This window comes from Embleya sp. NPDC020886 (genome assembly GCF_044333915.1).
In the GTDB taxonomy this organism is placed as follows: domain Bacteria; phylum Actinomycetota; class Actinomycetes; order Streptomycetales; family Streptomycetaceae; genus Embleya.
Genome location: NZ_JBIRRX010000001.1, coordinates 680,644 through 702,150, shown reverse-complemented (window position 1 = coordinate 702,150; position 21,507 = coordinate 680,644). Strand labels below are relative to the sequence as shown.

Annotated in this window: 20 protein-coding genes; 14 read left to right on the top strand and 6 right to left on the bottom strand. The window is 71.2% G+C overall.

The features are described from left to right. Positions 1-332: 332 nt before the first annotated feature. Positions 333-1,220: a LysR family transcriptional regulator gene (locus ACH4U8_RS02960; protein WP_360310358.1), complete on the top strand. Its 888-nt coding sequence runs from the start codon at positions 333-335 to the stop codon at positions 1,218-1,220. Between the two features lie 32 nt (positions 1,221-1,252). Here ACH4U8_RS02960 and ACH4U8_RS02955 read toward each other — a convergent pair whose 3' ends face one another. After that, complete coding sequence (locus ACH4U8_RS02955) at positions 1,253-3,043, bottom strand: beta-galactosidase (RefSeq protein ID WP_395775647.1); 1,791 nt, start codon at positions 3,041-3,043, stop codon at positions 1,253-1,255. Positions 3,044-3,394: 351 nt separating this feature from the next. Between ACH4U8_RS02955 and ACH4U8_RS02950 the strand changes: the two genes are divergently transcribed. The 4 genes from ACH4U8_RS02950 to ACH4U8_RS02935 all read left to right on the top strand — a co-directional run bounded on the left by ACH4U8_RS02950 (position 3,395) and on the right by ACH4U8_RS02935 (position 7,634). Continuing rightward, complete coding sequence (locus ACH4U8_RS02950; RefSeq protein ID WP_395775646.1) at positions 3,395-4,807, top strand: ABC transporter substrate-binding protein; 1,413 nt, start codon at positions 3,395-3,397, stop codon at positions 4,805-4,807. 184 nt (positions 4,808-4,991) lie between these two features. Continuing rightward, complete coding sequence (locus tag ACH4U8_RS02945) at positions 4,992-5,858, top strand: carbohydrate ABC transporter permease (protein ID WP_379989634.1); 867 nt, start codon at positions 4,992-4,994, stop codon at positions 5,856-5,858. Then, entirely contained in the window at positions 5,855-6,769 is a 915-nt protein-coding gene (locus ACH4U8_RS02940) for a carbohydrate ABC transporter permease (RefSeq protein WP_360310350.1), read from the top strand. Before ACH4U8_RS02945 ends, ACH4U8_RS02940 begins: the two co-directional genes overlap by 4 nt. A gap of 46 nt (positions 6,770-6,815) precedes the next feature. Beyond that, positions 6,816-7,634, top strand: a complete 819-nt coding sequence (locus tag ACH4U8_RS02935; RefSeq protein WP_360310348.1) for an AraC family transcriptional regulator — start codon at positions 6,816-6,818, stop codon at positions 7,632-7,634. On the opposite strand, the gene ACH4U8_RS02930 is transcribed toward ACH4U8_RS02935, so the two are convergent. After that, entirely contained in the window at positions 7,625-8,500 is an 876-nt protein-coding gene (locus tag ACH4U8_RS02930) for a YhjD/YihY/BrkB family envelope integrity protein (RefSeq protein WP_395775645.1), read from the bottom strand. The genes ACH4U8_RS02935 and ACH4U8_RS02930 overlap by 10 nt on opposite strands. After that, positions 8,497-9,738 carry a hypothetical protein gene (locus tag ACH4U8_RS02925; protein WP_395775644.1) on the bottom strand — a complete coding sequence of 414 codons (1,242 nt, stop codon included), beginning with the start codon at positions 9,736-9,738 and terminating at the stop codon, positions 8,497-8,499. The genes ACH4U8_RS02930 and ACH4U8_RS02925 overlap by 4 nt, the downstream gene beginning before the upstream one ends. Positions 9,739-9,950: 212 nt before the next feature. Between ACH4U8_RS02925 and ACH4U8_RS02920 the strand changes: the two genes are divergently transcribed. Next, on the top strand, positions 9,951-10,454 hold the full coding sequence (locus ACH4U8_RS02920; protein WP_395775643.1) for a hypothetical protein: 504 nt from the start codon (positions 9,951-9,953) through the stop codon (positions 10,452-10,454). 80 nt (positions 10,455-10,534) lie between these two features. Next, positions 10,535-11,020, top strand: a complete 486-nt coding sequence (locus ACH4U8_RS02915) for a DUF1269 domain-containing protein (protein WP_395775642.1) — start codon at positions 10,535-10,537, stop codon at positions 11,018-11,020. 57 nt (positions 11,021-11,077) lie between these two features. Here ACH4U8_RS02915 and ACH4U8_RS02910 read toward each other — a convergent pair whose 3' ends face one another. Together ACH4U8_RS02910 and ACH4U8_RS02905 are read right to left on the bottom strand one after the other, a co-directional pair. After that, positions 11,078-12,733 (bottom strand): tetratricopeptide repeat protein, encoded by a 1,656-nt coding sequence (locus tag ACH4U8_RS02910; RefSeq protein WP_395775641.1) that lies wholly within the window; start codon positions 12,731-12,733, stop codon positions 11,078-11,080. An 18-nt stretch (positions 12,734-12,751) separates the two neighbouring features. Continuing rightward, positions 12,752-13,714 carry a DMT family transporter gene (locus tag ACH4U8_RS02905; protein WP_395775640.1) on the bottom strand — a complete coding sequence of 321 codons (963 nt, stop codon included), beginning with the start codon at positions 13,712-13,714 and terminating at the stop codon, positions 12,752-12,754. A 218-nt stretch (positions 13,715-13,932) separates the two neighbouring features. On the opposite strand from ACH4U8_RS02905, the gene ACH4U8_RS02900 reads away from it, so the two are divergent. Continuing rightward, positions 13,933-14,691, top strand: coding sequence for a rhomboid-like protein (locus ACH4U8_RS02900; protein WP_395775639.1), 759 nt, complete (start codon positions 13,933-13,935; stop codon positions 14,689-14,691). Here the strand turns inward: ACH4U8_RS02900 and ACH4U8_RS02895 are convergent. Continuing rightward, complete coding sequence (locus ACH4U8_RS02895) at positions 14,682-15,158, bottom strand: hypothetical protein (RefSeq protein ID WP_360310332.1); 477 nt, start codon at positions 15,156-15,158, stop codon at positions 14,682-14,684. The two genes, ACH4U8_RS02900 and ACH4U8_RS02895, sit on opposite strands and share 10 nt — an antisense overlap. 294 nt (positions 15,159-15,452) lie before the next feature. Here ACH4U8_RS02895 and ACH4U8_RS02890 point away from each other — a divergent pair, with 294 nt between their 5' ends. The 6 genes from ACH4U8_RS02890 to ACH4U8_RS02865 all read left to right on the top strand — a co-directional run bounded on the left by ACH4U8_RS02890 (position 15,453) and on the right by ACH4U8_RS02865 (position 21,400). Then, positions 15,453-15,656, top strand: a complete 204-nt coding sequence (locus ACH4U8_RS02890) for a cold-shock protein (protein WP_020554660.1) — start codon at positions 15,453-15,455, stop codon at positions 15,654-15,656. 378 nt (positions 15,657-16,034) lie between these two features. Then, positions 16,035-17,603 (top strand): DEAD/DEAH box helicase, encoded by a 1,569-nt coding sequence (locus ACH4U8_RS02885; protein WP_360310330.1) that lies wholly within the window; start codon positions 16,035-16,037, stop codon positions 17,601-17,603. A 414-nt stretch (positions 17,604-18,017) separates the two neighbouring features. Continuing rightward, positions 18,018-19,073: an Ig-like domain-containing protein gene (locus tag ACH4U8_RS02880; protein WP_360310328.1), complete on the top strand. Its 1,056-nt coding sequence runs from the start codon at positions 18,018-18,020 to the stop codon at positions 19,071-19,073. Positions 19,074-19,258: 185 nt separating this feature from the next. Continuing rightward, positions 19,259-20,107 carry a serine/threonine-protein kinase gene (locus ACH4U8_RS02875; protein WP_395775638.1) on the top strand — a complete coding sequence of 283 codons (849 nt, stop codon included), beginning with the start codon at positions 19,259-19,261 and terminating at the stop codon, positions 20,105-20,107. Beyond that, positions 20,062-20,772, top strand: a complete 711-nt coding sequence (locus ACH4U8_RS02870; protein WP_395775637.1) for a hypothetical protein — start codon at positions 20,062-20,064, stop codon at positions 20,770-20,772. Before ACH4U8_RS02875 ends, ACH4U8_RS02870 begins: the two co-directional genes overlap by 46 nt. A gap of 172 nt (positions 20,773-20,944) precedes the next feature. Then, complete coding sequence (locus ACH4U8_RS02865; protein WP_360310322.1) at positions 20,945-21,400, top strand: tellurite resistance TerB family protein; 456 nt, start codon at positions 20,945-20,947, stop codon at positions 21,398-21,400. Positions 21,401-21,507 lie beyond the last annotated feature (107 nt).

Here is a 21,507-nt window from a genome sequence, read left to right as displayed (position 1 = left end):
ACGCTCGAAAGCGGTGCGAAATCGAAATATCGCCCGCAGCCGAATCACTGCGCCGTATAGTCGGTTTCGGGCATCGAGGTGTCAACGACGAACCGGTCGCGGGTCCGCCGCGCGAAAGCTCCGGCGAAAATCCCCCGGGGCCGCTCTGCCCAGTCGGCACACGGCCCGATCGGCCCCGGATCACGGCCGGCGCGACGCCGAACCTTGCCCGCACGGCATATACCGATGCCCGGGTGATTCGCCCGAGGAGAGCGATCCCGCGGGCACCGGCGGTGAATTACCCGTTTCGTGACCCTGCCGGCATGGGTGGCGTGACCGTTATGGTGCGGCGCGTGACCCTCCAGCAGCTCCGCTACCTCGTCGCCGTCGCCAACTTCGGCACCATGACCGCCGCTGCGGAAGCCCTCTACGTCGCCCAGTCCGCCCTGTCCCGGGCGCTCAAGGCCCTCGAACACGAGCTGGACGCCGAGCTGTTCGTCCGCGAGGGCCGGACGGTGGGACTGACCGCCGAGGGCTCCCGGGTGGTGCGGATCGCCCGTACCGTGCTGGACGCCGTCGGCGCGATCGAGGACATCGGCCGGGTGGCCGGCCCGGTCACCGAGCCCCCACTGACCGTGGCCACCACCGCCACCCTCGCGATCGGCCATGTCGCCCGGATGGTCTCGATGTTCGCCGCCGAGCACCCGGAGGCGCCGATCGAGGTGACCCGGTACGACGGGCGCGGGGGAGTGCTCAACGCGGTCCGCGCGGGCACCGCCGCGATCGGGGTGGCCGACGCGCCCGGGCCCGGCGACCTGCGCACCTACCGGCTCGCCGCGGCGGAGGTGGTGCTCGTGTCGCCACTCGACACCCGGCTGCCCGACCCGGTGCCGTGGTCCGCGCTGGACGGCCTGCGGATGGTGCTGCCCAGACGCGGTACCGAGCGCCGCTCCCAGTTCGAGGCGATGTTCGCCGAGATGGGCGTCCGACCGATCGCCGGCTGCGAACACGACGACCGGGTCAACTGGGTCGCCGGGGTCCTCAACGGCGAGGGATCGCTGCTGTGGTACCGCGACGTGGCACAGGACGTCTTCGGCGAATCCGCCTGCATCCGCTCCCTCGACCCGCCCCTGCGCCGCGGCATCATTCTGCTCTGCCGAGAAGACGCCCGAGAGCGCTCCGCCCGCCTGTTCATCGACCTCGCCCGCCGGCACGGCGTCAGTGAACCGGACGCCGACTGACGCGCGCCGCGCCGCGGGACGCCGGACCGGGCCTAGTCGATCATCGGCGCCGCGGCCGGCTCGCCCAGGTCGGGCGTGTCCGTGAACGTCACCTGCGCCCCGCCGGGACCGTGCAGTTCCAGCACCGTCACCGTGTTCGTCCCCGCCCGCAGCAGCGGTCCCGGGACATACAGGGCGCGCTGCGGCCCCTTCGACCAGTAGCGGCCGAGCAGGAAGCCGTTGACCCAGACCAGGCCCTTGGTCCAGCCGTCCAGCCGGACGAAGGTGTCGCCGACCGTCTCCACCTCGAACGTGCCCGAGCGCAACACCGGTACACCCGCCGGGATCGGCCCGGAGGCGTCCGGCAGCACCGGTCCGTCCGGGGCGTCCAGCGGCAGCGGGTACATCTGCCAGCCGAACAGGTGCTGCCGCTCCAGCCGCACCCCCCGGGTGATGCCCTTGCGGTCGTGCAGCCCGGGGCCGTAGTTGACCCGCCCGCAGTTCTCCACCAGCAGGTCCAGCCGCGCACCGCCCGCGGGAATGGCCAACTCGCAGGAGGGTGAGCCGCCTTCGCTGCGGTCCAGCACCGCGACCGGCACTCCGTCCAGGAACACCTGGGCCCGGTCGGCCAGTCCGTCCACGTGCAACGGCGCCGCCTCGCGCGGACCGCTGACCCAGGTCCGGTAGAGCACGAAGCCGTACGCCTGGTCGAGTTCCTCCATGGTGAGCGTGCCGGGCGAGTACACCGGCGCGGACAGGTCCTCGACGTGCGCGAGCAGCGCCGCCGCCGAGGGCAGGGCGACCTCGCCGAGCTTGATCCGCGCCGGCAGCGCCGGCGGCGGTTCGACCGGCAGCGGCGCGTAGCGGCCGATCACCTCGCGGAAGGCCCAATACTTGTCGGTGAGTTCGCCCGCCTCGCCGATCGCCGCGTCGTAGTCGTAGCTGGTCACCGTCGGCTGATAGACGCCGTCCTGCTCGTTGGCGCCGTTCATCAGACCGAAGTTGGTGCCGCCGTGTGCCATGTACAGGTTCACCGAACCGCCGGCCGCGAGCATGTCCTCCAACACCGCCGCCGCGTCCGCCGCGTCCCGTACGTGGTGCGGATCGCGCCAGTGGTCGAACCAGCCGTTCCAGAACTCCATGCACACCGGCGGCCCCTCCGGCGACCAGCGACGCAACGTCGCGAACGCCTCGTCCGCGCGCGAGCCGAAGTTCACCGTCGGCAACACGCCGGCCACGGTGCCGCCCTGGAGCATCGGCTCGGTGGGCCCGTCGGAGGTGAACAGCAGCCCGTTCGCGCCGCGCCGGCGCAGCCCCTCGACCAGGTGCCGCAGATACGCGACGTCGTTGCCGTAGCTGCCGTACTCGTTCTCCACCTGGAGCGCGATCACCGGCCCGCCGTGCTCCGCGAGCAGCGGCTCGACCAGCGGCATCACCGCGTCGAGGTAGCGGTCCACGGCGGCCAGGAACGGCGGGTGGGCACAGCGCAGCCGCATCCCCGGGTCCTTGAGCAGCCACGCGGGCAGGCCGCCGAACTCCCACTCGGCGCAGATGTAGGGGCCCGGCCGAACGATCGCCTTGAGCCCGTGGCGCTCGGCCGCGCGCAGGAACGCGACCAGGTCCTTGCCGCCGGTGAAGTCGAAGCGGCCCGGTATCGGTTCGTGCACGTTCCAGGCGACGTAGGTCTCGACCGTGTTCAGACCCAGGCCGCGCAACCGGGCCAGCCGGTCGTCCCACTGCGCGGGATGCACGCGGAAGTAGTGCAGGGCACCGGAGAGCATGCGAAACGGCCTGCCGTCGAGGGTGAAGCCGTCTCGACTCGGGACGAGGCTGGGGGTGGTCAAGACGCTCCTCGGGCAGATCCGTGCGGTGGGTCCGGATCATCGTGCCCGACCCGCGCGAACCGAACATGCACTCTTCTGAGCAGCATCGTGGACTTTTCCGCATCCGGTGACCCGTGATTCCAACGCTCTCACCTGGATGGATACTCTCTGGTTCACGCTCCTTGCCATTCGGTGACCGGACACTTGGACTTTTCTTGCGGATCACCTCGACAAAACCATGATCCGCCCGGCAACCCGTTGACGCCTTGTCGGGCAGGGCACATGATCGGCGGCCAGACAGCCTCCTCTGCCTTCCGACCACCTGCCGGGCTCCGTCGAGCCCTGCCCATTTCCCGAAGGGACGGCCACCTCATGTGGGGTAGCACCCGTGCTTCGCGCCCCTCGCCGCGCGCCGCTTCGCGTTCCTCGCGCCGAGGCCGCCGGACGGCCCGCCACGCCGCCGTCGCGGTCACGCTCGCGGCCCTGACCGCGCTCACCGCCTGCGGCTCCGACTCGGACTCCGGCAGCGGCAAGACCGACAAGGCGGCACAGGGCGACAAGACGCCCGGGGGCCAGGGCGGCGGCACCGCCCAGCTCGACTTCTGGGGATGGAACCCGGCCTACGAGAAGGCCGTGACCGCGTTCAACGCCGCGCACCCCGACATCCACGTCAACTACAACAAGGTCGAGCCGGGCTCCAAGGGCGGCTACGCCAAGATGCTCGCCGCGGTGAAGGCGAACAACGCCCCGTGCCTGGCCCAGATGGGCTACGAGACCCTGCCCAGCTTCCTGGTCGAGGGCGCGCTCCAGGACGTGGACAAGGAGGCCGCCGGGGTCAAGTCCAAGTACTCGGCCGGCGCCTGGTCGCAGATGAGCGTCGCGGGCAAGACCTACGGCATCCCGGTGGACACCGGCCCGGTCGCGATGTTCTACCGCACCGACATTTTCGCCAGGAACGGCCTCACCCCGCCCAAGACCTGGGACGAGTTCGCCCAGCAGGCGGACAAGGTGCACGCGGCCGACCCGGCGGTGTCCTACTCGGCGTTCGGCGGCAACGACCCGTGGTGGTACGCGGGCATGGCCTGGCAGAACGGCGGCAGTTGGTTCAAGCCCGAGGGCGACACCTGGAAGGTCTCGCTGACCGAGCCGGGCACCCAAAAGGTCACCCAGTACTGGCAACAACTCCTGGACAGGAAGGTCGTCTTCGCCGACCCGACCTCCACCCCCGACTGGTACAAGCGCATGAGTGACGGCAGCGTTGCCAGCTACGTCGGCCCGGTCTGGTTCACCGCGCTGCTGGAGGAGAACAACAAGGACGCGGCGGGCAAGTGGGCGGTGGCGCCGATGCCGCAGTGGGAGGCGAACGGCAAGGCCACCGGCAACATCGGCGGCTCCGGCACGGCGGTGCTCAAGGGCTGCAAGAACACCAAGGCCGCGGTCACCTTCGCGGACTGGATGAGCAGCGACACCGGGAGCCTGACCACCCTGGTCAAGGACGCGGGCATCTACCCGGCGGCCACGGCCGGGGCGAGCCTGGAGGCGATGCAGCAGCCCTCCGCGTACTTCGGCAACGCGAAGATCTACGACATCTTCAAGGAGTCCGCCGCGCAGGCCCCGACCGGCTGGCAGTGGGGACCCACGATGACCCAGGTCTCCGCCGACCTGACCGACCGGATGGGCAAGGCCGGCGCCGGCAACGGCAAGCTCGCCGACGCGCTGACCGGCGTCCAGGGCACCACGATCAAGGCCATCCAGGACAAGGGCCTGAAGGCCGCCGCGGGCTGACCCGCCGTCCACCACCCCGACGCCGCAGGCAGTTCGTACCGTGTCCCGCCGTCCGCGCGTCACCCGCGCGGGACGGCGGGCACGCCGCCGTCGGCCCACCCGTCCCCCACTCGTTCCATCCACCGGGAGCCCGCCCTTGAGCGCACCGATCCCGCGGCGCAAGCGCCGGCGGTCCGCGCCCCTGATGTTCCTCGCGCCGTTCGGCGTGCTGTTCGCCGCGATGTACGCCGTCCCCGTCGGCTACGCGATCGTCGAGAGCCTGCACAAGATGCAACGCTCCGGCCTGGGCCTGACCCCGCCCAAGCGGGTGTACGCGGGATTCGAGAACTACACCAAGGCGCTGCACGACGACGCCCTGTGGCACGGCGTGGGCCGCGTGCTGCTGTTCGGCGTGATCCAGGTGCCGGTGATGCTCGGCCTCGCACTGGTGCTCGCCCTGCTCCTGGACGCGAAGTCGGCCCGACTCAAGGGCTTCTTCCGCACCGCCTACTTCCTGCCCTACGCGATCCCCGGCGTGGTCGCCACCATCCTGTGGGCCTTCCTCTACATGCCGCGCTCCAGCCCCGTGGTGAGCATGCTGGACGCGGTCGGCCTGCCGTCCGACTTCCTCGGCGAGGACGCGGTGTTGTGGTCGATCGCGAACGTGGTCACCTGGACCTGGACCGGCTACAACATGCTGGTCATCTACTCCGCGCTCCAGGCGATCCCGCAGGAGCTCTACGAGGCCGCCGAGTTGGACGGTTGCGGCCCGTGGCGCACGGCGTGGCGGATCAAGGTGCCGCTGGTCGCCCCGGCGATCGCGCTGACCACCGTGTTCTCGGTGATCGGCACCCTCCAGCTCTACACCGAACCACGCGTGTTGCGACCGCTGACCTCGTCGCTGGACGCGGACTACACCCCGATCATGTCCGCGTACCACAAGGCCGTGGAGAACAACGACTACGGTCAGGGCGCCGCGATCTCGGTGCTGCTCGCGCTGGGCACCTGCGTGTTGTCCTTCGCGGTCCTCAAGCTCTCCGCCCGGCTCACGAACGGCAGGTCCTCGCTGTGACGACGCTGACCACCCCGCCCGCGAGCCCGGTCCGCGAGCAGGCCCCGCCGCGTGCGCGCAAGGTGGGCAAGGGCCGCACCACGCCGATGCGTTCGCAGGTGCTGACCACCTCGTTCCTGTTCCTGGTGGCCACCTACTTCCTGATGCCGGTGTGGTGGCTGCTGGTCTCCTCGACCAAGTCCTCCAGCGACCTGTTCGGCAGCAACGGCTTCTGGTTCGCCGACTGGAACCTGGGCGCCAACCTGCGCCAACTCTTCGACCAGGACGGCGGCATCTTCCTGCGCTGGGTATTCAACTCGGTGCTGTACGCGGTCGGCGGCGGCGTGGTCGCCACCTTCCTGGCCGCGATGGCCGGCTACGCGCTGGCCAAGTACCGCTTCCGCGGCCGGGGCGCGATCTTCTCGGTGATCCTGGGCGCGGTGCTCATCCCCACTCCCATGCTCGCGCTGCCGATCTACCTGATGCTCTCCAAGGTGCACCTGGTCGACACGATCTGGGCGGTCCTGCTGCCCGCGGCGGTCAGCCCGTTCGGCGTCTTCCTGGCCAAGACCTACGCCGAGGCGTCGGTGCCGGACGAACTGATCGAGGCGGCCCGGCTGGACGGCGCGAGCGAGTTCCGGATCTTTTGCACCATCGGCCTGCGGATCATGTCGCCCGCGCTGGTGACCATCTTCCTGTTCCAACTGGTCGCGGTCTGGAACAACTTCTTCCTGCCGCTGATCACCCTCAACAACCAGCACCTGTGGCCGGTCACGCTGGGCCTGAACGCGTGGAACAGCGACCCCAACCAGCCGCACGCCAACCTGGTCGTGGTCGGCGCACTGGTCTCGGTGATCCCGCTGGTCGCCGCGTTCTGGTCGCTCCAACGGTTCTGGCGCACCGACCTGGTCGCGGGCGGGGTGAAGGCGTGAACAACCGCTGCGCAGCCGGCGTCCGCCGCCGTACGATCGGCGCACCATGATCTTCGCGCGCTATCTCACGCCCGCAAAGGAGCACCAGGCCCTCGGCCTGGTGTGCCTGGGCGTGGGCTGGCAACAGGTCAACGCGATGTTGTTCGAGGGCCGGGTGCTGGGCTGCTACCAACTCACCCTGATCACCGGCGGATCGGGCTGGTTCCGCTCCGGCAACCGGCACGCGCCGCGAATCCCGGTCCAGGCGCCCGCCGCCTTCCTGCTCTTCCCCGGCGAGTACCACGCGTACAGCCCGGACCCGACCGGCTGGCGCGAGCACTGGGTGCTGTTCGAGGGGCCGACCGCGGCGGCGTACGAGGACCTGGGCTTCCTGGACCGGGCCGAGCCGGTGATGTCGCTCGGCGGGGTCCGGCCGCTGCGCCAAGGCTTCGACCGGCTGCTGACCGCGGTGGAACCGGGCGCGCCCAATCGCGAGGTGGTCACCTCGGCGATCGTTCACCAGTTGATCATCGACCTGAAGACGATCCGGGTCGACGAGGACGGCTCGCGCGTGGTCCGCTACTTCGACGAGCACGCCACCGAGCCGCTCACCGTCGGCGAACACGCCCGCCGGCTGGGCCTGGACGAGGCGGGCCTGCGCGGCGAGATGCAGCGCGCGACCGGCACCACCCCCAAGGAGTACATCGTGCGCACCCGGCTGTCCCGGGCCAAGCGCCTGCTCCTGTCCACCGACCAGTCCATCCACGAGGTGGCCCGCAACGTCGGCTACGACGACCCCGCCTACTTCGCCCGACTGTTCTCCCGCCGGGTCCAGCAGTCGCCGACGGAGTTCCGGCGCACCGGGCAGACCCCCGGTCAGGCCTGAGGCGGGTCGATGTGCCGCGGCGCCTCGGGGGCGCCCAGCAGGCTGCGCAGCGGCTCCTCCTCGGCCAGGAACGCGCCGATGGTGATCGCGAAGACCACCACCGCGCAGGCCGCGACCAGCCACGACATCAGGGTCAACATCAGCCCGAACGGGCCGAACTCGGCCACGCTGCGGGCCACCGCCCTGGGCATCACCAGATGTGAGCCGTACTGCATGCCGATCGTGCCCAGCGCGGCCAGTAGCGTGCCGGGCAGCAGCGGCCACCAGCCGATCCGACCCTCCAGCAACAGGTGCTGAGTCCACCACCACAGCAGCACCGAGGCGACGAACAGGACGACCACGCCGAGCCAGGGCCCGGCGCCGAAGCCGTTGTGCAACTGCGCCTGGAACAGCAGCGCGACCAGCCACACCGACGACCCCAACAACCAGCGCCCGATCAGCCGCGGGCTGAAGCCGACCGCCCGCACGAACCACGCGCGCCGGCACAACCGTTGCAGCGACCGGGCCACCTGGCCCGCCATCAACAGGGTGAACACCGCACTGGCCGCACCGGTTTGCCGGCGCAGATGCTCGCCCGCGTCGTGGACCCGGGAGACCTCGTCCAGCGTGCCGGCGGGCAGGCCCAGGATCGCGCGCAGCGAGTCGAGCAGTTCGTCGCGCAGCACCTGGGGGGCGAACGCGGCGAACACGAACAGCGCCGGGACACCGGCGAGGAACACCTTCGCCGCCAACGTGGTGGCCGCCTCGACGCTGTTGACCACCAGGAACCGGGTGGTCAACCGACCCACGAACGCCATCACCGGCATGTCCTCGACCCGGCCGCGCAGTCGGGTCACCGCCCCCTGGGACGGGGCCCGCACACTCACCGATCGACCCCGGCCGGCTCGGGGGTTCCGGCCGCCGCCACGACCTCCAGGACCGCCACGACGGCCAGCACCACCAACAGGACCAGCAGCACCGCGGGCACCGTCGGATGGTTCCACCAGGCCAGCCACACCCCGCCGAGCAGGCCCACCACGGCGTAGATCGGGCCCCGCCGCGCGGCCACGAAGCGGCCCGCCGACCCGGTGCCCAGACCGGTCCGGGCCAGCGCGCCGCCCGCCGCGTCCGGACCGGCCGCCAGCACCCGCCGAACGGCCGCGGCCCGCCGCGCCGGGCCGACCACGAAGGCGGCGATCGCGACCGCGGCGGCGATGATCGCCAGGGTGCGGGTGGTCTCGCGCAGGAACCGCACCAGCGCGTCGAAGGTCGCCGCCGCCGCGTCCCGGGAGATTTCCGACGGCAACCGGTCCAGGTAGTACCGGCGCGCGACGGCCAGCCCGATCGCGAGCACGAGCAGGGCGAGCAGGGTGCCCAGGGCCGTCCACATGATCACCCGACGACGTCGGGGCGCGACGCACACACCCACCACGAAGAGCAGCGCCACCACGATCGGCAGCCAGGTGCCCGCGGCGTTCAGGAACCGGAACGCGTCCTGACCCTTGCGCAACCCCTCGCGGTGCAGCAGGACGAACCGTTGGTCGGTACTCGGGATGTTGGTCGCGATCGAGAAGCCCCGGTCCACCAGGCCCTGCCGGACCCGGTCGATCGTCGGACCCAGATCCAGCACCACCTCGCCGCCGGACGAGGTGACCGCGCCGTCGTCCTCGCCCTCCAGCGCGCGCAACGCGGACGCGTGGGCCAGGCGGAGCGCGTCGCGCCACACGACGTCGAACGCGTCGCTCGCGACGAAGGCGAGGGCGGCCTGGTTCACCACGCCGTGCAACAGGTTCCGAATCGATCCGGTGACCGGCCCCGACGCGTCGTTCGGATCCAGGCCCAGGGCCTCGCGCAGCGCGTCGCTCAACCCGCCCACGTCCACCGCCCGCACGGCGGCCTCGGCCACCCGATCGGCGACCTCGGCCTGGACGTCCGGGTTCGAGGACAGCGGCGCCAGCGTGGCGACGAAACGATCGGTGTCGCCGATCTCGTCGTCCGCCCACGAGGCCGCCACCGCGACCGGGGTGAGTACGCAGGCCAGGGCCAGGAACAGGCAGGCCAGGGCGAGCCGCAACCGGTGCCGGCCCCTCGTCCGTTCGCCCGATTCGGATGCTGCCTGGGACATCGCTGCAGTCCTCCCCGCTCGTGACCAGGTGTCCCGGGGCGGGTTCCATCAAAACCGCGTATCTACTCGTCTTTAGAAAAAGGTGCAAAATAGGACAAGCTGTGCCAAGGTGCGAGAAGGCCGACTCGCAAGGTCGCGGGCATCCGCGACGGCAGGCAATCGGCACGAGGCATAACCTTCCCGGCCGTCCGGGCCGGGGTTGGGAGTAGGCCATGAACAGCAAAACCCGCATGTCGGGTGCTTGGTCCGGGTGGGTGGCTTTCGCCGGGTGCACCCTGCTCGTCCTGGGTGTCCTCAACCTCTTCCAGGGGTTCACGGCACTGTTCTCGGACGGGTACTTCGTCACCCGTTCCGGTGATCTCCTGGTGTGGAACTACAACACGTGGGGCGTCATCCTGCTGATCTTCGGCGGGTTGCAACTGCTCGTCGGTGGGGGGCTGCTCACCGGTGCGACCTGGGCCCGCGTGGTCGGTACGTTCCTGGTGATGTTGAACATCATCGGTGAGATCGGCTTCCTGGCCGCGCACCCGGTCTGGTCCACCATCGTGATCGCGCTGGACCTGGTGGTCCTGTTCGCGCTGACCGTGCGCTGGGACGCCGCCCAGGGCTACTACTCGGACGAGACGGTGTCCGAGTGGCGAGCCCGGGACGAGAGCCGCCGCATGGGCACCGGAGCGCACCGCCGGGACGCCGAGCACGAGGGACCGATGGAGTAACAGGCCACACCACCCGCCACGCACGGACCCCCCGGGGCCCGTGCGTGGCTCTTCGTCCGCATCGATGTCGGAGGTCTTGCGTGTCCACGCTCACCGTCTGGAAGTTCCCCACCGCGCACGGCGCGGCCGATGCCGAACAGACGCTGCTCACGCTGCAGAAGCAGGAACTCGTCCGGGTGCACGACGCGGCCGTGGTGTCGTGGCCCGCGGACGCCAAGAAGCCCAAGACCAAGCAGCTCAACAGCCTCACCGGGATCGGCGCGCTGTCCGGCACCTTCTGGGGCATGCTCTTCGGCCTGATCTTCTTCGTGCCGCTGCTGGGTGCCGCGATCGGCGCCGCGGCGGGCGCGCTCGGCGGCAGCATGAGCGACGTCGGCATCGACGACGAGTTCGTCGCCGAGGTGCGCCGGCAGATCACCCCGGGCACCTCCGCGCTGTTCGTGATGACCTCGAACGTGGTGGTGGACCGGGTGCACGAGGCGTTCGGCGGGGCCCAGGCCGAACTGGTGCGCAGCAACCTGTCCAACGACCAGGAGGCCAAGCTCCGCGAGGTCTTCGCGGACTGACGGCGGTCCGTGCCGGTGGGCGGACCCGCCGGGGGTCCGCCCACCGGCCACGCGGCACTACGAGCGCAGCCACATCGCTTCCCCGCCGCGGCCCTGGGCGTCCAGGAAACGGGCGAGTTGGCCGGCGGCCGCCGGGTGTGCCTCGGCCAGGGCGCGCCGGTACATCTCCTCCGCCTCGCGGGTGCGACCGCGGCGCTCCAGCAGGCCGGCGAGCACGATCGCGGCCTCCGGGTGGCCCTCGACCAACGCACGACGGCAGAGCTTCTCCGCCTCCTTCAGCCGACCGCGCGCGCCCAGCAACCCGGCCAGGTTGACCGCGGCGTCCGGGTGGCCCTGTGCGTAGGCGTGCCGGAACAACTGCTCGGCCTCGTCCGGGCGCCCGGAGCCGGCCAGGAGCAGGCCCAGGTTGTTCGCGGCGTCGTCGTGGCCGTGGGCCGAGGCGTGCCGGAAGAGCATCTCGGCCTCCGGGGTCCGGCCCAGGCGCACCAGCAGTCGGCCCAGGTTGTTCGCCGCGTCCGGGTGGCCCTGCGCCAACGCGCGGCGGTACAACTCCTCGGCCTCACCGGCTCGATCGGTGGCCGCGAGCAGGTCGGCGAGGTCGTTCGCGGCCTCCGGGTGGTTGCGGGCCAGGGCCTCGCGGTACAGCGCCTCGGCCTCGGTCTCGCGGCCGGTGTCCGCGAGGTGGTAGGCGAGTTGCACGGCGGCGTCCGGATCGCCGGACGCCGCGGCCCGGCGGAGTTGCGGCTCGTCGTCCTCGTCGGCTGCCGCCGCGGCCGCCGCGACGGGGGGCGGGAACACGGGCGGGCCGAGCGGGGGCTGCGGCGGGGCGGGCGGGGGCGGCACCGGCGGAGCCGGCATCAGCGGCGGGGCGGCGGGCGGGCGGGGACGGTCCGCCGGGGGCGGCGGGGGCGTCTCGGTCAGCCGCGCGGCGACCGAGGCCGCGTCGGCCGGGCGCTGCGCGGGATCCTTCGCCAACAGGTCCAGGACCAGCCTGCTCAGGTGCGCCGGCACGTCCACGCCGCGCCGCTCGGGCGGTTCCGGGATCGCGTCGAGCTGGGCGTAGACCGTGGCGGCCACGTCGCCGGTGCCGAACGGCGGTGTGCCGGTGAGCAGTTCGTAGAGCACGCAGCCCAGTGCGTACAGATCCGAGCGGGGCTCGGCGGGCTGCCCGCGCAGTCGTTCCGGCGCGGTGTAGGCGAGTGTCCCCAGCAGGCGTGTGCCGGTCGTGGCGACCGCCGCGAGGTGCCGGGCGAGGCCGAGGTCGAGCACTCGGACCCGGTCGTCCTCGCCCACGAACAGGTCGGCGGGCTTGAGGTCGCCGTGCACCAGACCGGCCCGGTGCGCGTGTTCGAGCGCGGCGCAGACCTGCGCCGCCCACGCCACCGCGTTCGCGGGCTCGGGCAGACCCGCGCCCAGCGTCGCCCGCAGATCGCGGCCGGTGAGCAACTCGGTGACCAGGAACGGCGTGCCGTCGGTGTCCCGCCCCACGTCGAGCACGGCGACCAGGCCCGGATGCGCCGGCGCCGCCGCGGCGCGCACCTCGTGCACGAACCGCGCCGCGGCCTCGTCGTCGGGCGGGCCGTGCAGCAGCTTGACCGCGACGTCGCGGGACTCGGTGCGGTCGTGCGCGGCCCAGACCCGACCGAGCCCGCCGCGACCGCGCTGTTCGAGGAGTTCGTACCGATCCGCCAGGACCCGACCCACCGTTGTCACGACATCTCCCTCGTCCGGTCATCGTCCGGGGAGATCCTGCCGCACCGGCGGCCCTTCGGCGCCCTTCGGGTCGGACCCGGTCACCGGTCGGCGGGCACCACCCCGGGAGACCGCGACGCCGGCCAGGCACAGCGCGCCGCCGAGGAAGGTCAGCGGGCCGGGCACCTCGTCCAGGAATACCCAGGCGAGCAGCACCACGATGGCCGGCACCGCGTACGTGGTGCTGCCCATCCTGCCCGCGGTGGTCCGGGCCAGTGCGTACGCCCACGTGGTGAAGCCCAGCGCGGTGGGAAAGATGCCCAGGTAGATCACGTTCAGCGTGGCCGAGAGCGGTGCGTCGGCGGTCTGCTCGACCAGTTGCCCGGCGAACGGCAGGCAACAGAGCATGCCGATGAAGCAGCCGTACGCGGTGACCTGGAGCGCGGAGGTGTGTCGCAGCGCGGGCTTTTGCGCGACCACGCCGGCCGCGTAGGACAGTGCGGCGAGCACGCACAGGCCCACGCCCAGCAGCGGCGCCCCGCCGCCGTCCGACATCGAGACGCCCACCACGACCGCGCCCGCGAACGAGACGGCGATGCCGGCGAGCAGGCGCGGCGCGAAGCCCTCCTTGAGCAACCAACCGCCGAGCAGCGCGATCGCGATCGGGCCGATGTTGACCACCATCGCCGCGGTGCCCGCGTCCACCTTGCGCTCGCCCCAGTTCAGCACCGCCATGTAGACGCCGAACCACAACACCCCGGAGAGCAGAATGCCGGGCCACGCGGCGCGCGGCGGGAAACCCTCACGGCGCACCAGCACGATCGTGCCGAGCACCAGCGAACCGGCGAACATCCGCCCCAGGGCCAGCGCCCCGGGGGCGAAATGCGCGCCCGCGCTGCGGATGGACACGAACGCGGACGCCCAGAACACCACCGTGACGCACGCCGCGGCGACGGCGCGCCGATCGACGCCGGTCGCCGGGCGAAGACGTGTCTCCGACATCGCTTGGACCCCCTGTGCCGGCGGCCCGGGTGGGCCGCTGCCGAAGCGTTCACCGGTGGCGGACGCGCTGACGAACACGACGCTAGGGGCGGGTCGTTTCGGTGCCCACCGAATCGTCGACCGTCCGATTCGGGGACCGGGCCGCGGCGGCCCGGCCGGGTGATGCAGCATGGTGGTTTCGCGCCGCGTCCCCGCGCCGGCACAAGGAGAGTCGCACCGTGAGTCGGAACCCCGCGAGCCAACTGCGCGGCCTCGTCGGATATCCGCGACGCAGCCCGGCGACCTTCGCCGTACTGTTCCTGCTCGCGATCACCGGGGTCGTGGTCGGCCGGCTGATGTCCGAGACCGCCGCAGATCGGCTCCTGGACGAGATCAGCACGAACCTCGACAACCTGCACCACCATCCGCTGCGCGCGATGGCGGGCAGCCTGATGGTCGCGGACGTACACGGCACCCTGCTCGGCAACGTGCTGACGATCGGGTTCGGGCTCGGAGTGTGCATGGCGTTCCTGGAGCACCGGGTCGGCACGCTGCGCGCGGTCGGCGTCACGGTGCTCGGACACGTGGGTGCGACGCTCGTCACAGCGGTGGTGCTGACCGTGGCGATCGACGCCGGAACCTATCCGGAGGACACCCGGTACTCGCTCGACTACGGGGTGAGCTACGCCTCGATGGCGGCCATAGCGGCGGTCACCCCGCTGCTGTCCCGGTGGTTGCGGCCCTGGTGGGCGCTCGTCTGCCTGCTGTACCCGTTCTCGTCCGTCGAGTGGTTCGGCGCGTTGCCGGACTTCACCACGATCGGGCACGTCTCGGCGGCGCTGATCGGGCTCGGATCCGGCTACCTGTTCTCCGGACGGCTGCGGCCGGCGCCGCGGCCGGAGCTTGCCGACGTCGGGCTCCCGCCGGCTGCGACCGTGCTTCCGGAGGCCGGGAACGGGTCGGCGCAGCCGGACGGGGCACGTTCGACTCAGCCCTGAACCGGCGGCACCCGCCACTCGATCTGCACCCGCTCCTCCAGCGGCAGTTCCGCCGGGCCGAGCGCCACGTGGTCGATGACGTAGCGGAAGAGCAGCACCACCGCGTCCGACTCCATCTCCGGCAGGCTCTTCCGGGTGGCTCCGAGCACGTCCAGGAGGAGTACCGGGTCGGACTCCAACTCCTCGATCTCCTCGGCCAGTTCGGCGTCGATGTCGTCACCGGCGGCGAGCGCCGCGATGGACCGGGCGACGAAGGTGGGTTCGGATTCCAGGCGCACCAGCACCTGCTCGGTGACGAACGCGTCGAGCAGGTCGGCGTCGATGTCGATGTCGCCACCGGCGCATCCGCAGCCGTCGCCGCAGCCACCGGTCGCGCTGACGTCCTCCAGGGTGAGGGGGGTGCCGATGGCGGAGAGGGAGATCGGCTGGGCCGAGTCGTCGGACGCGGGGAAGTCGGAGGAGGACACGCGAACCCTTCGGGGAAGCTGGGAGGTGGCCGGGGACCGGCGGAGCGTCCATGGTCGCACCCGGTGTCCGAGCGTGCGGCCGGCACAAGATCGGGAGGATCCCGCCGGCCGGGCCCTCCGGCGTGCTAACGTTAATTGCTGCTGTGGTTCCCATGGAATTTTCTGTGCGCCTGCTGGTTGTAGCCAACAGGTGCACTTTTGTTTTTCCGGTGTCCATCTCCGGGCGGGGTAATCAGCAACGATTCGGGTTTCGCAGGGTGCGAGATCCCGGTACTGCCCCGAAGGGGAAGATACGTGGCTACTGGCACCGTGAAGTGGTTCAACGGAGAAAAGGGCTTCGGCTTCATCGAGCAGGACGGTGGCGGCCCCGACGTCTTCGCCCACTACTCGAACATCAACGCTCAGGGCTTCCGTGAGCTGCAGGAGGGCCAGAAGGTCTCCTTCGACGTCACGCAGGGCCAGAAGGGCCCGCAGGCGGAGAACATCAACATCGTCTGACCTGTCTCATGGGCGTGGCTTCGGCCGCGCAGCGAGGGCCCGCGCCGCAAGGTGCGGGCCCTTCCCGTGGCCGGCTGCCCTTCGGGGCGACGGTCCTTCCGATCGGGAAGGCCACGGTGTACCACCCCAGGCGGATGCTCCACGTCCGCCGATCAGGACCCTGCCCGACGCGACCTCGTCGCGCGGCCTCGCACGGTCCGGCACATCGGCCGCCGCTCTTCGGCAGGCGCCCGACCGTTGCGCACTATCTCGACGCGAGTGATCCCGAGTCACCACGTCGGTTCTTTTTCAGCTAGTCCGGCTCGTTCTTGCGACTCCTTGTGCGGCGTCATGCCGCGGAGACGTCCTCGATACGCGCCGCATCGAGGAAGGTTCTCCATGAATCGCACCCCCCGCTCCAACGACCGATACAGCCGCAGCGGCGGCAGCTCCGCCGGCCGCAGTGGTGGCTACGGCGGCGGCTCCGGTGGCGGCCGAGGCCGCGGCGGCGCCCCGTCGGGCAACCGTCGCAAGCCGATGACCGCGGCTCCCGTGGCCGAGTTCGCGCTGCCGGTAAGCACCACGCCGTCGCTGCCCGCGGTGAACTCGTTCGCCGAGCTGGACATGCCCAAGCCGATGTTGGCCGCGCTCACCCGGCAGGGTGTCACCGAGCCGTTCCCGATCCAGTCGGCCACGTTGCCCAACGCGCTGGTCGGGCGGGACGTGCTCGGTCGCGGTCGGACCGGCTCGGGCAAGACGCTCGCGTTCGGCCTCGCGATGCTCGCCCGGATCGCCGGTCGGCGGGCCGAGAGCAAGCAGCCGCTCGCCCTGGTCCTGGTGCCCACCCGCGAACTCGCGCAGCAGGTCACCGACGCGCTGATGCCGTACGCCAACTCGGTCCAGCTTCGGATGACCACGGTCGTCGGCGGCATGTCGATCGGTCGGCAGGCCAGCTCGCTGCGCAACGGCGCCGAGGTCGTGGTGGCCACCCCGGGCCGACTCAAGGACCTGATCGACCGCGGCGACGCGCGGCTGGACGCGGTCGGCATCACGGTGCTCGACGAGGCCGACCAGATGGCCGACATGGGCTTCATGCCGCAGGTCACCGCGCTGCTCGACCAGGTGCAGCCGGACGGTCAGCGGATGTTGTTCTCGGCCACGCTCGACCGCAACGTCGACCGCCTGGTCAAGCGCTTCCTGTCCGACCCGGTCGTGCACTCGGTCGACCCCTCGCAGGGCGCGGTCACCACGATGGAGCACCACGTGCTGCATGTGACCGAGGCCGACAAGCACACCGCCGCGACGCACATCGCGGCGCGTGAGGGCCGGGTGATCATGTTCATGGACACCAAGCACGCGGTGGACCGGCTCACCCGCCAGATGTTGCAGAGCGGCGTGCGCGCCGCGGCGCTGCACGGCGGCAAGTCGCAGCCGCAGCGCACCCGCACGCTGGAGCAGTTCAAGAGTGGGCACGTCACCGCGCTGATCGCGACCAACGTCGCGGCGCGCGGCATCCACGTGGACGGGCTGGACCTGGTCGTCAACATCGACCCGCCGACCGACCACAAGGACTACCTGCACCGCGGCGGTCGTACCGCGCGCGCCGGCGAGTCGGGCAGCGTCGTGACGCTGGTCACGCCGAACCAGCGCCGCGAGATGGCCCGCCTGATGATGATCGCCGGCATCGAGGCGTCGACCATCCAGGTCCGCTCGGGCGACGAGGAACTCACCCGCGTCACCGGTGCCCAGGTGCCCTCGGGCATCCCGGTCGTGATCTCCTCGCCGGTCTCCGAGACCCCGCGTCGCGGTGGCTCGGCCGGTGGCCGCGGTCGCGGTCGTCGTCCCGGCCAGGGTGGCGGCAGCGGTACCGGACGTCGTCCGTCCACCGCGGCCGGTGCCGCCTCGACCCGTACCGGTGGGACCACCGCCGGCGGCGGCGCCCCGCGCCGGCGCACCGCCGCCGCGTAGCGCCGTTCGCCGCCCGTGCGGCGGACGATCGCCGACTCCGCACGGTGAGCGAATACCAACTCCGAAGCCGCGCCCGGGATTTCTTTCCCGGGCGCGGCTTCGTGCCGTGCCGGGCTTGGCGGTTGCATCCAGGCGGTGTCGACACCGTCACACCCCGCCCGGGCATGGGGAATTGCTCCGCATTGTTACTGTTGAACGATTCCCGGTCGTCCAGATTCGTGAGGTCAGCACGTGCGAAAGCCCCTGATATCCGGCTCCCGCAAGGGAATTCGTGTGGTTGCGCTGCCGTTGGCGGCGGCTGCCGTACTGCTTGCGGGATGTGGCTCGGGAGGGGCCGACAAGGCGGCGAAGTCGGACGCGGCACAGGCGAAGCCGGGCTCGGAGGCGAATGAGGCGAAGGACACACCGGCGCGGGTGAGCGTGGATCCGGCGGACGGCACCCAGGGCGTGGCGCCGGGCAAGCCGGTCACGGTGACCGCGGACGCCGGCACGCTGGCCTCGGTGCGCGTGGTGGACGCGGACAACCGGGCGCTGGAGGGCACGGTGGCGCCGGACGGCCGGACCTGGACCTCGACCACCCGGACCGTGCCGGGCGCGGCCTACACGGTGACCGCCACCACGCGCGGCAAGAAGGGGGCGGAGTCCTCGGCCACCACCCGGTTCGGCACCCTCAAGGCCGACATCGTGAACAAGGTCACACTGCGACCGGCCAACGGCGGCACGTTCGGCGTCGGCCAGCCGGTGTCGATCATGTTCGACCACGCGGTCAAGGACAAGGCCGAGGTCGAGCGCAACCTCAAGGTGGCCACGAGCACGAACGTCGAGGGCTCGTGGGGCTGGACCAAGGACCAGTCCGGCAAGGACCGGGTCGACTGGCGGCCGCGCGAGTTCTGGCCCAGCGGTACGAAGGTCACTCTGAACGCGAACCTGGCGGGTGTGGCCAGCGCTCCGGGCACCTACTTCGCCCGCGACTACGAGAGCAGCTTCACGGTCGGCACGAACCGGGTCGTCGAGGTGGACATCACCAAGAAGCGGCTGACCGTGGTCGAGGACGGCGTCGCGGTCAAGACGCTCAAGATGTCGGCCGGTTCGAGCGAGTTCCCCACCCGCGGCGGCACGCACGTGATCCTGAACAAGAACGCCAAGGAGACGCTCGACTCGACCACGGTCGGCCTCGGCGACAGCTACAAGCTCCCGGACGTCCCGTGGGTGGTGCACTTCACCTCGTCGGGCACCTTCTTCCACTCGGCCGACTGGAACACCGCCAACATCGGCGTCGCGAACACCAGCCACGGCTGCGTCGGGATGACCATCCCGGACGCCGAGTGGTTCTACAACCGGGTCCAGGTCGGCGACCCGGTCGTGGTCAAGGGCTCGTCCAACACCGAGGCCACCGAGCCCGGCAACGGCTTCGGCAACTGGCAGCTGACCTACGACCAGTGGAAGGCCAAGAGCGCCCTGGCGGGCTGACCCCCGACCGCCGAACCGCTCCCGAACCGATCGGCGTGCCCCCGACGTCTCGTCGGGTGAACCATCGACCGAGCCGGATGCTCGCGACGCTCGTCGCGACGTCGGATCGGGCCGTGGATTTTCGGTGAACGTATTGTTCGGGCGGGGGGTTCGGGCGGGTGGTCCGGCTCCGGCGGGGGTGCGGTGTGCGGGAGCCGGTCCTGGAGGAACCCGTCGAAGTCGGCGGCTATCGCCTGCTGCGGCAACTCGGCTCGGGCGGGATGGGGCGGGTCTACCTCGGTCGCTCCGAGCGCGGGAGCTTCGTCGCGGTCAAGGTGATCCGGCCGGAGCCGGCCGACGACGCCGAGTTCCGGGTGCGGTTCCGGCGCGAGGTCGAGGCCGGTCGGCGGGTGAGCGGCCCGTGGACCGCGGCCGTGCTCGACGCCGACCCGGAGGCGGCCCGGCCGTGGCTGGTCACCCGGTTCGTCGCCGGACCCTCGCTGCGCGAGGCGGTCCGGACGCACGGACCGCTGTCCGAGGAGGCGGTCCGGGCGCTGGGCGCCGGGCTCGCCGCCGCGCTGGTGACCGTGCACGAGGCCCGGCTGGTGCATCGCGGCCTCAAGCCCTCCAACGTGCTGCTCACGCTGGACGGTCCTCGGGTGATCGACTTCGGGATCGCCCGGGCCGCCGACGCCACCGCGCTGACCACCACCGGGGTGTCCGTCGGGTCGCCCGCGTTCATGTCGCCGGAGCAGGCCGACGGCCGGGAGGTCGGGCCGGCCGGCGACGTGTTCTCGCTCGGTTCGGTGCTCGTGCACGCGGCGACCGGCGTCGGGCCGTTCGGCGAGGGCAACGGTCAGGCGCACATGTACCGGGTGATCGGCCACGAGCCGAACCTGTCCCGGGTGCCCTACCCGATGCACCTGGTGATCGAGGCGTGCCTGCACAAGGACCCGGAGCAGCGCCCGACCCCGGAGCAGATCGTCGCGGCGCCGACGGGAACCCGCGCGTGTTGTTCGGGCCCGGTTGGCTGCCGGGCGACGTGGTGGAGGTGATGGCCCGGCGGGCGGTGGACCTGCTGGAGATCGAGACCGAGCCGGAGCCGGCCGCCGATCTCGCACCGACCCGGGTGGCGGGCGCGGAGCCCACGCGCGTGGCGGGGGAGCAGGGGACTCGACTCGCCCCGGAGTCGACACCGGCGGGCCCGGCGCGGCCGAGCGGGAGCCGGCGCGGATGGTGGTGGAAGTACCCGCTGATCCTGCTGCTCGGCGCGGGTATCGCGGCCGGCGCGTTGTACCTGACCGTGGGACTGGGGAAGAAGGACAAGCCGGCCGCGCGAAAGGCGCCGGAGCCGCAGGTCTCGGCACCGCTGGAACTGCCGATCGAGTTGGCGCACAAGTGGGAGGGGATCCTTCCGGCGACCGAGGACCCCAATGTGCCGCTCAAGATCGTGGTCACGATGAGCAAGGGTCGGATCGGCGATCCGGTCGGCCGGGTCACGTACATGAACCGCTACAACTCGGTGATGTGCGAGGCGCCGATGAGCCTGAAGGAATACACCAGGGGTCGGATCGTGCCGGGCGGCGGCATTCGGCCGGACAACTTCGGCTTCTGCACGCGCAACGACGTGGTCCTGTCGATCGTGGCCGACGGGACGCTCGAATTCGCCTCCACCGACAGCTACAACCGGACCTTCGCCGCGACGCTGGGCGGGGTGTGAGCGCGCCGCCGGCCGGATCGGTCGGCGGTCGGCCGTCGGGTCGGTCGTCCGGCGCGGCGCCGGTGGATTGCCGAATGGATTCTGCAACCGTCGTGGGGGAGAGGTATCTTCTACGAGTCTGTAGATCAACGGCTCGAAGCGTACCTGCGTGTGCGAGAGACAGAGGACTCCGATGGCTCTGTGGGACAAGTTCAAGCAGTCGGCCCAGACGATGCAGGGGCAACTGGAGGCGAAGAAGAACGAGTTGAAGAGTGGTGGCTTCCGGGACGCGAGCATGGCGATCTGTGCGCTGGTGGCCGCGGCCGACGGCTCGATCGACCCGGCCGAGCGGCAGCGGGTCACCACGCTGATCACCACCAACGACGTGCTGCGCAACTTCGCCGCGAGCGACCTGGAGCAGCGTTTCGAGGCATACCTGGCCAAGCTCACCGCCGACTTCGAGCTGGGCAAGGTGTCCCTGCTCCAGGACATCGCGAAGGTCAAGAAGAAGCCGACCGAGGCGCGTGCGGTGGTCCAGATCGGCATCGTCATCGGCGGCGCCGACGGCCACTTCGACAAGACGGAGCAGGCCGTCGTGCGGGACGCGTGCTTCGCACTCGACCTCGCGCCGGTCGAGTTCGGGCTCTGATTCAGGTCGGGCCCCCGATTCCGCTCGGGTCCTGATTCCGGGTGGGTTCGCCGGCGGGGCGTGCGCACCCGTCAACCCTTTCGAGGGATCGATTCCGCCCGACGGCC

Bases quoted from the DNA above. Each gene is read 5' to 3' on its own strand.
- ACH4U8_RS02925 (WP_395775644.1), bottom strand. From the start codon at position 9,738: ATGTCCCAGGCAGCATCCGAATCGGGCGAACGGACGAGGGGCCGGCAC.
- ACH4U8_RS02865 (WP_360310322.1), top strand. From the start codon at position 20,945: ATGGCTCTGTGGGACAAGTTCAAGCAGTCGGCCCAGACGATGCAGGGG.
- ACH4U8_RS02945 (WP_379989634.1), top strand. From the start codon at position 4,992: ATGTTCCTCGCGCCGTTCGGCGTGCTGTTCGCCGCGATGTACGCCGTC.
- ACH4U8_RS02935 (WP_360310348.1), top strand. From the start codon at position 6,816: ATGATCTTCGCGCGCTATCTCACGCCCGCAAAGGAGCACCAGGCCCTC.
- ACH4U8_RS02950 (WP_395775646.1), top strand. From the start codon at position 3,395: ATGTGGGGTAGCACCCGTGCTTCGCGCCCCTCGCCGCGCGCCGCTTCG.
- ACH4U8_RS02905 (WP_395775640.1), bottom strand. From the start codon at position 13,714: ATGTCGGAGACACGTCTTCGCCCGGCGACCGGCGTCGATCGGCGCGCC.
- ACH4U8_RS02920 (WP_395775643.1), top strand. From the start codon at position 9,951: ATGAACAGCAAAACCCGCATGTCGGGTGCTTGGTCCGGGTGGGTGGCT.
- ACH4U8_RS02885 (WP_360310330.1), top strand. From the start codon at position 16,035: ATGAATCGCACCCCCCGCTCCAACGACCGATACAGCCGCAGCGGCGGC.